The sequence below is a fragment of the uncultured Parabacteroides sp. genome (genome assembly GCF_905196875.1).
Taxonomy (GTDB): domain Bacteria; phylum Bacteroidota; class Bacteroidia; order Bacteroidales; family Tannerellaceae; genus Parabacteroides.
Genome location: NZ_CAJJWO010000006.1, coordinates 135,596 through 142,304, shown reverse-complemented (window position 1 = coordinate 142,304; position 6,709 = coordinate 135,596). Strand labels below are relative to the sequence as shown.

The window sequence follows — 6,709 nt, the reverse complement described above, 5'->3', positions numbered from 1 at the left end:
GGCGGGCAGTGCCTAACTTTCAATCCACCAGGGAAAAGGGCATGCACCAACGACAACAGAAATTTACAAACAATACGAAGCGTATTCATACGATATTGATTTTTATGGATAAAACGAAAAAAATTCAACACACCGGAGCCTTGATCAGCTTACCGATCGACGACGAAAGATTGTCGAGCAACCGGCAGTAAACGGCCCGGTTATCGCCGTTCACCTCGCTGATATATTTGCTGTATGCAATTTCACGAGCAAAAGCAGCCGGATGATAGCTGACCGCAGCCGCCGCCGGATAAGCCGTAACGATAAGCCGGGCATAATCAAAAAAGCTACTCTGCGTATCGGCATATTTACGGAACGGCATTCCGCCCTCGACCAGTATCACCTGGTAGCCATGCCAGAATTCGTTAGCCGGACCAAACCCGGCGATACCGAACAAATTACGATGCTGTTTCGCCAGATCGCTCTCCCCCCAACCCGACTCGATGGCCGCCTGTGCAAGCATGATGACCGGATTGATACGAAACCGTTTCTCTGCCGCTTCGGCTTCAGGAAGATAACGTTTTACAAATTCATATTTTGTCATAAGATATTGTGATTTTATACATTACAAATATTGTCCAAAGCTTGACTTTCATCATTTATTTCACTATATTTGGGATAATAAATCATCAAAGAACATAGCATGAAAACAGAAGAACAAACCGCCGGTTCCGATTACGGAAAAGAACGTTCGTGGGGATACCAGGAACTAGCCATTCTCTATTTTCCTCATATCAAGCCGGAGAGTGCCACCCGTCAACTCGGCCGCTGGATCGGAGTGAGTCGTGAACTGATGTCGCAGCTGACTGCCAACGGCTGGAAACCCGGGCGGAAGCTACTGACCCCCAAACAGGCCGCCTGTATCTTCCGCCACCTGGGCCCTCCCGGATGCTGACAGACGCTAGTCTGCCTCTACTCGATTACCGGACGGTCGTCTTCACCGCCGCCACCGGACGAACTGCCATCCTCCTTATCGAGCATCATACGCTCGACCTTCAACTTCTTAGCCAGTTCCAGCAACGCTTTTCCCGGGCGGAACGTTATCCTCGGCCGTCTTACCATATCCGGTGTAAACTCCTTCTTGCTGGCCGATCCCTTACTACCCAATACCGCCTGGAAATACCCCAGGTCGCCCAACTGGATGGTCTGCCCATCCTGCAACTTCTGTTTCACGACAAACAAAAGTCCATCCAACACCAGCTTCACATCGCCGGCCGTTGCCGCCGAACGGTCTGCGATAATATCGCAAAGCATTGTCAGATCACACATCCCGTTCGAACTGCTCGCCGCATAAAACAACTTTGCATCCGCCGCAGCATCTTTGCTCATATCACGCCTTAATACCAATCGATACTTTACCGCCATAATCTTACCAATTAAAAAGTTACTGACTTTGTTTTTTACTCTCTCTTGTAATATTACGTTGTAAAGGTACGACAGGCCGGAAACCTCTTGTCCGCCATTGTCGGCGGTTGTACTTGTCTGTCAGCATTTGTCGGTATTTGCCCGGTAAGTAAGGCTATCGACACAACAGCCACCGCTCGTCGACCACCGGAGTACGCGATAAAGAGGCTGTTAATGCTGCCTGTACGGACAGGTGGCGGGAAAGAGGTTCCAACAGATCCGCATGCGATCCGGGAGTCGCTTTCAGCAGTTCTGCCAACCGGGCTGTTTCAGCCAGGATACGCTCTTCGTAATATTCCAGCCGGAAATAATCAGCCAGGTCATGGCAAACAGTTTCCTCCGTTTCACTCAGCAAGGCGGCCGGAACACCTGCCGGCAAGGGTACATCCGGCAAGACAGTAGAAAGTATTTCGGTCAGCAAGCGTTCTGCCTCCGGTATCATCAGAGGCGACAGCTCCATAGCCGTAAAATGCAATAAATTGCAATAGACCTCCGAAGTGAACGGCAGGTCGTCTTCCTCAAGCATACGTTCCACATGCCGGGCCGTCTCGGGATGTTTCAGGCAGAAAGCCAACAGACGTTTCTCTCCGGCTCCTACCCGCTCTGTCAACAATTGCATATACCGGCAAAAACCGGATCGTCCCAGCCTGCGGAACAGTTCGTCGGGGTCTTTTGCCAAAGGCAACCGCAGACTGCTTAGCTGCAACCCTCCGGGCGGTTCTTCCAGCAGACGAAACGTTGCCGCCTGTCCGGCCGGATCATTGTCCAGCAGAAGGACAGCCCGGTTGCAGAAACCATGCAATACCGCTGCCTGCCCCGGTGTAAAAGCAGTCCCTCCCAAGGCCACCGTATTGGTAAAACCGGCCGCATGCATGGCCAGCGTATCCTTGTACCCTTCGGTCAGGTAAGCAAAACCTTTCTGCCGGATCGCCTCCGCTGCCCGGTGGATACCGTATAGCATCCGGCTCTTATCGAACAGCCCGTTATTCGCCGAATTGAGATACTTGGGGCTGTCTGACACCTCCCCGGCCTGCATTCCACTCTGCACTCCGGTATCTACCCGACGTGCACCGAACCCGGTAAGCACTCCGTCAGCATCGTACACCGGGAAAATGATCCGCCCGCGCATCGCCCTGAACGGTTCCGGAACGAAGGCCGGAGCAAGTCCCACCCCGAAGTCGAGCCAGGTGGGAGACAGTTCGCTGTGTCCGGATGCAACGGGAAGCAACAGACGCAGGAAATCGTTATTTTCCTTGATGATAACAGATCGTTTCCGATCATCGACAGGAGTAACCTTTCCCCTCTCGAGAGGCAGGGGGTGTGTCAGCGGCTTACCCGTTCCCTGCAATGTCATCGGCTTGCCAACAGTCTCCTGCGGTGCCAATATCTTCACCGCCTCCGCAAACAAACAATGTTCGAACCCCATCACCAGCCCGATCACGTCGCCGGCCGCCCCGCAGGCATGGCATTTGAAATACTGCCCGGCCACATGGATGCCGAGCGAAGGATGGTGGTCGTCATGGAACGGACAAAGCATCTTATAATTCACTCCGGAACGATGTAACGTCCCGTAACGTGCCGCCACCTTCTCTATCGGGTTGGCCGCTTTCAATTGTTTTGTATCCATGATTTCATTTTTTATACGGATAAATCTGTGTCAGGCTGTCGTTGTAACGGAAACGGACTTCACCCGTAGCACCGTTACGGTTCTTGATGATGAAAAGACGGCCTACGCGATGGTAGGACTCGTGGGTCACATTGTCGTAAAGCTCGTTGTACTGTTCCGGACGGTACACCATCGCGATACTGTCGGCTATCTGTTCGATCTCGCCCGAGTTGCGCAGGTCGCTCATCACCGGGATATGGTCGGTACGCGTCTCGCAGTTGCGGTTCAGCTGGGCCAGCGTCAGGCAAGATACATCCAGCTCCATAGCCAACGTCTTGAGCTTTCCGGCCGCTTCGCCCAGCGCCAGATCCATCGTGTCCTTCACCTCGGCACGGTCGGAAGTGACATTGAGCAGGTTCAGGTAATCGAGAATGACCAGATCGAGCTTATGTTTGCGGTTCAGTATCATGCAACGCGCCCGTATCTCCGTCAGCCCGCTGCCGCTGCAATAATTGAGGAAGAGCGGCAAGCGGTGAAGCTCGTCGGCCGCCTTGTCCAGCTTCCGGCGGTCGTCGGCATCCAGCAGCTTGAAACGCAGCTTGTCGGGCTCCACGCCGCTCAACGTGCAGAGCAGGCGGCTGATCAGCTGCCGTTCGGTCATCTCCAGGCTGAACAAGCAGACCTTCTTCCCCTGCCGGGCAGCCGACAAAGCCATGTGAAGCGCCAACGCCGTCTTTCCCATCGACGGACGCCCCGCCAGCACAAGCAGCTCGCCTTTGTAAAGGCCCCCCAGGTAATGGTCGAACTCCTCCAGTCCCGTACTGATCTGCAATTGCTCACCGGCGCGGCGGCGTTCCTGTTCGTGATAGATCTCCGCCAGCACCCGTTCGCCCACTTCGGCCACCGTACGGGTGGTGCTATGTACGGCAAATTCTTCTTCCAGCTTCTCCAGATCCTTGTGCGAGGCATTGAGCAGGGCCGTCACATCCACACCCGGTTCGTGAGCCTCGACAATGCGTGCGGTCATTTTCATGATCGCCTGGCGCAACACCCAACAGCGGATCACCCAGGCGGCATAGGTTTTGATGAACTATGCATTGCGCACCTTCAGCAGGCCGTCGGCAATGAAAGCCAGGCCGTTCAGCTTCGCGGTATGCTCCGCGTCGAGCCGGCGCATCTCGCGTTCGACACTCAGCATGTCGATATCCGCCTCATGCTGGTAAAGCGCCAGCATGGCCCGGTAGACCAGACAGTAATCGGGATGGGTAAACATCTCCGGACGCAGGCGGTCGCCCACCTCGCAGATAGCGGCGCTCTGTGCCAGGACAGCCAATACGACGGCCTGCTCCATCTCTTCGGAAGAGGGCATACGACCTGTGTTGTTCGTGTAATTTCCGGCAGCCACACTGACAGTGGCCGGAGGGACTGTGTTTCTCGTTTGTTCGTTTTTCATACTATTCAATCTTTAAATCGGTTATAATTGGGTCGGCAGATGGAGTTTTTCCCTGCCCCGGTATCTTTGGGAGGAGGAGTCTCTGTCTTCGGGGGCGCCGTTTCTTCTTTCTGTGTCTCCCCCCTGACCGACCGCACAAAAGTGAACTTTCCTTCATGGCGTATCTCAAAATCTCCCTCTTCCTCCAGACGTTTGAGCACCCTGCCGATCGTCGTCCTGGGGATACCGGTTTTCTGTTCCAACTGCCTGATAGTGGTTATCCACTCCCCTTTGAGGCAGGTCATCCGTCGTCTGTTGACGACTATCACCCCGTCTGCAAAATAAACATGCTTCAAAAAACAGAGGTAAACACTGGCTCTGCTGCGCCTCATCGGGTCGTCTGAATAAAGGTCGTCCAGTAAAAAATGAGGGACACACAAGAAACCGCTACGTCTCTTTCCTCTTCCATCTCTTTGTAGATCAATGTGTTTCATCATACCCTATATTTAAGTTAAACAATGGCATCGTAAAGGTGGGACAACCGGCGGGACACTCGCGGGACAATCTCAGCTATGCATAATACATTAACTTTCAATTATTTAAACCATGCAAAAAGAGAGCCGTGGGACAATCGTGGGACAACCGGTGGGACGCCTTATATACTATAATAAGAATATATAAATAAGATTACCCTCCGGGGTTTTCTCTTTTTCCGTTTTTAAATAAAGATCACAGAGGCAAAGGTAATGAATCGGAGAAGGCAAAAGAGTATGATTTTCTCGCAGGGAAGAGCCATATTTCTCTCCCTTTAACAGCACACAACCTCTTTCAATCGTCGTTACCACCGAAGCTCCCCATAAAAACCAAGCCTTATCCTGCAAAATCGCTATACTTTCCCATTACGTTTTCACATCTCTCTTCTTGCCCCATGCTATACATGCAAATTTAAATCAGCAGTTTCAGGGTAAAACTGCTGATTTTATCCGGCAACTTTTGTATCTTTGTCTACGAAACCTATTCAATCAAACAATGGAACAACTTATAGAACTCTTTAGAAGACTGCTCAGGCTCACCGACACGTCTTATGTCAGATACCTGCACGATCGAATAGACTGGTCTTCCCGAATGCTGGGAATAGTAGGTCCCAGAGGTGTGGGAAAAACCACCATGCTATTGCAACATATCAAACTGTACCACAATGTAGAGGATACGCTTTTTGTCAATGCCGACGATATTTATTTCGCAGAACATCGTCTGTTCGACCTGGCGTCGGATTTCTACAAAAACGGGGGGAAACACCTATTTATCGATGAAGTGCACAAATACCAGGACTGGTCGAAAGAACTGAAAATGATTTATGACTATTACCCCGATTTTCAGGTTGTCTTTACCGGTTCCTCCATCCTGGATATATATAAAGGCAATGCGGATTTGAGCCGCCGGGCACTCAGCTATTTCCTGCCAGGTCTCTCTTTCCGTGAATATCTTATATTGGCAAAAGATATCAGGCTACCGGTCTATTCGCTGCAAGAAATATTAGAACAGAAAGTAGAACTGCCGGGTACCGAACGTCCGTTAGCACTGTTTAAGGAATATCTGGTGAAAGGATATTATCCCTTCTTCAATGATCCGGGCTACGATATGCGATTGCGCAATGTGATAAATCTTACCGTTGAAAATGATATTCCGATCTATGCTAAACTAAATATGGCATCCACAAAAAAAATCCGCCAATTGTTGTATGTCATTGCACAAAGTGTCCCGTTCAAGCCTAACTTCTCCAAAATCGGACAAGCAATCGATCTGCACCGTAACCAGGTAGCGGATTTCCTTTTCTATCTGGAGAAAGCCGGGATCGTGGCGCAACTCAGGGGAACCACCGAAGGCGTCCGGTTATTGGGAAAGGTTGAAAAAACTTATCTGGACAATACGAACCTGGCTTATGCGCTTTCTGACAACAAACCGGAGATCGGAAATATCAGGGAAACATTTTTCCTGTCCCAGATGAAAATAAACAATGATGTATTCTCTTCCGACAAGGCTGATTTTACTATCGACAAATACACCTTTGAGGTAGGCGGACAGAACAAGCAACAGAAACAGATACAGGGAATAAGCGACGCTTATGTCGTGAAAGACGATATAGAATACGGACACCGGAATATAATCCCTCTATGGCATTTCGGTTTCAATTATTGAAAAGCCAAGCCATAAAACAAGAGGTAACC

The 6,709-nt window shown here is 50.9% G+C and carries 8 protein-coding genes; 2 read left to right on the top strand and 6 right to left on the bottom strand.

Translation table 11 applies throughout. The features are described 5' to 3' along the window. Nucleotides 1-124 precede the first annotated feature (124 nt). Nucleotides 125-583 (bottom strand): glucosaminidase domain-containing protein, encoded by a 459-nt coding sequence (locus tag QZ076_RS04095; protein ID WP_293710567.1) that lies wholly within the window; start codon nucleotides 581-583, stop codon nucleotides 125-127. 99 nt (nucleotides 584-682) lie between these two features. Here QZ076_RS04095 and QZ076_RS04090 point away from each other — a divergent pair, with 99 nt between their 5' ends. After that, on the top strand, nucleotides 683-934 hold the full coding sequence (locus QZ076_RS04090; RefSeq protein ID WP_293710566.1) for a DUF4248 domain-containing protein: 252 nt from the start codon (nucleotides 683-685) through the stop codon (nucleotides 932-934). A 17-nt stretch (nucleotides 935-951) separates the two neighbouring features. Here QZ076_RS04090 and QZ076_RS04085 read toward each other — a convergent pair whose 3' ends face one another. From QZ076_RS04085 to QZ076_RS04065, 5 genes are all read right to left on the bottom strand, one after another. Beyond that, entirely contained in the window at nucleotides 952-1,404 is a 453-nt protein-coding gene (locus QZ076_RS04085; protein WP_293710565.1) for an HU family DNA-binding protein, read from the bottom strand. A 154-nt stretch (nucleotides 1,405-1,558) separates the two neighbouring features. After that, nucleotides 1,559-3,070 carry a CHC2 zinc finger domain-containing protein gene (locus tag QZ076_RS04080; protein ID WP_293710564.1) on the bottom strand — a complete coding sequence of 504 codons (1,512 nt, stop codon included), beginning with the start codon at nucleotides 3,068-3,070 and terminating at the stop codon, nucleotides 1,559-1,561. A 4-nt stretch (nucleotides 3,071-3,074) separates the two neighbouring features. After that, on the bottom strand, nucleotides 3,075-4,082 hold the full coding sequence (locus tag QZ076_RS04075) for a DnaB-like helicase C-terminal domain-containing protein (RefSeq protein ID WP_293710563.1): 1,008 nt from the start codon (nucleotides 4,080-4,082) through the stop codon (nucleotides 3,075-3,077). A 57-nt stretch (nucleotides 4,083-4,139) separates the two neighbouring features. After that, on the bottom strand, nucleotides 4,140-4,502 hold the full coding sequence (locus QZ076_RS04070) for a DnaB-like helicase N-terminal domain-containing protein (RefSeq protein WP_293710562.1): 363 nt from the start codon (nucleotides 4,500-4,502) through the stop codon (nucleotides 4,140-4,142). A gap of 5 nt (nucleotides 4,503-4,507) precedes the next feature. Continuing rightward, entirely contained in the window at nucleotides 4,508-4,975 is a 468-nt protein-coding gene (locus QZ076_RS04065) for a hypothetical protein (protein ID WP_293710561.1), read from the bottom strand. A gap of 535 nt (nucleotides 4,976-5,510) precedes the next feature. On the opposite strand from QZ076_RS04065, the gene QZ076_RS04060 reads away from it, so the two are divergent. Then, the gene (locus QZ076_RS04060) at nucleotides 5,511-6,680 is read left to right on the top strand and encodes an AAA family ATPase (protein ID WP_293710560.1); all 1,170 of its coding nucleotides are present in this window, start codon (nucleotides 5,511-5,513) and stop codon (nucleotides 6,678-6,680) included. Nucleotides 6,681-6,709 lie beyond the last annotated feature (29 nt).